Annotated in this window: 1 protein-coding gene; it reads left to right on the top strand. The window is 71.2% G+C overall.

Annotation, left to right across the window (positions count from 1 at the left end; all coding sequences use genetic code 11):
• The coding region (locus CCN29_RS17490; RefSeq protein ID WP_442538400.1) for a peptidoglycan D,D-transpeptidase FtsI family protein at positions 1 to 1,824 on the top strand (1,824 nt) is incomplete at both ends.

Raw genomic sequence — 1,824 nt, 5'->3', positions numbered from 1 at the left:
TGGTCTTCGGGGCCCCGGGGCCCGGCGGACCGCGCCCCGGGGCCCCGAAGACCATCCGGCTGGGCAGCCCGCGCCCCAGGCTGCGCCTGGTCGGCGTGGGCCTGACTCTCGTCATGCTCGCTTTCGTCGTCCGCCTGGTGCAGGTGCAGGCCGTCGACGCGAGCACGTACGCGGGCAAGGCCGAGCGCAACCGCTACGTGGGCCAGGTGCTGGCCGCCGAACGCGGCGAGATCACCGACCGCAACGGCGTGGCCCTCGCCACCAGCGAGGACGCCTACGACATCACCGCCGACCCCACGATGTTCGCCCCGGACGAGCTGAAGACCGACGACGGACCCGAGCAGGCCGCGGCGCTGCTCGCCCCGATCCTCGGCGCGGACCAGGAGGACCTGGTCCGCAAGCTGCGGCCGGACAACCCGTCGCTGCGCTACGTGAAGCTGGCCGGCCGGCAGACCCCGCAGGTCTGGACGCAGATCAAGGACCTCAAGGCCGCCCTGGCCACCAAGGCGGAGACCGACAGGTCGACCGTGAACGTGCTGGCGGGCGTCTTCTCCGTGCCCACCAGCAAGCGCGTGTACCCGAACAACGAGCTCGCCGCCGGAATACTGGGCTGGGTCAACGCCGAGGGCAAGGGCAGCGGCGGCGTCGAGCTCCAGCTGGACGAGCGCCTCGCCGGCGAGCAGGGCAAGATCCGCTACGCCCAGTCCGGCGGCCGTCTGGTGCCCACCGCGGGCTCCACGGAGACCCCGGCCGTGCCCGGCGACGACATCGAGCTGACCATCGACCGCGACATCCAGTGGGCGGCGCAGAACGCCATCAGCGAGCAGGTGGAGGAGTCCGCGGCCGACCGCGGCTACGTCATCGTGCAGGACACCCGCACCGGCGAGGTCCTGGCGATGGCCAACGCCCCCGGGTTCGACCCCAACGACCTGTCCGAGGCCGACCCCCGGACGCTCGGCAACGCGGCCGTCCAGGACGCCTTCGAGCCGGGCTCCACGGCCAAGGTGCTGTCCATGGCGGCCGTGCTGGAGGAGAACGCCGCCACCCCCGGCACCCATGTGGTGGTGCCCAACCGGCTGCACCGCGGCGACCGGCTGTTCAAGGACGACATCGACCACCCGACCTGGTACCTGACGCTCAACGGCGTCCTCGCCAAGTCCAGCAACATCGGCACCATCCTCGCCACCGGCCAGCTCGGCAAGACGCAGTCCCAGGCCAACAAGGTGCTGTACGACTACCTGCGCAGGTTCGGCCTCGGCAGCCGCACCGGGCTGGACTTCCCGGGCGAGACCAAGGGCATCCTGGCCCCGCCGGACCAGTGGTCCACCTCGCAGCAGTACACGATCCCTTTCGGCCAGGGCGTCTCCGTCAACGCGATGCAGGCCGCCTCCGTCTACTCGACCATCGCCAACGGCGGCGTCCGCGTCGAGCCCACCCTCGTGCGCGGCTCCAAGGGACCCGACGGACGCTTCACGCCCGCCCCGAAGCCCGAGCGGACCCGGGTGGTGAGCGAGAAGACGGCGAAGACCCTCGCCCAGATGCTGGAGTCCGTCGTCGACGACGAGGAGGGCACCGGCACCAAGGCGCGCATCCCGGGCTACCGGGTCGCGGGCAAGACCGGTACGGCGAACCGCGTGGATCCGGCCACCGGCAAGTACCACGGCTACACCTCGTCCTTCGCCGGGTTCGCGCCCGCCGACAAGCCCAGGATCACCGTCTACTGCGTCATCCAGAACGCCACCCGGGGCAGCTACTTCGGCGGCCAGATCTGCGGACCCGTCTTCAAGCAGGTCATGGAGTTCTCCCTCAAGACCCTCCAGGTGC

Source organism: Streptomyces pseudogriseolus, assembly GCA_002154585.1.
Lineage (GTDB): Bacteria > Actinomycetota > Actinomycetes > Streptomycetales > Streptomycetaceae > Streptomyces > Streptomyces pseudogriseolus.
Note: the sequence above shows the minus strand (reverse complement) of the source record. Positions and strands in the feature narration are given on the sequence as shown.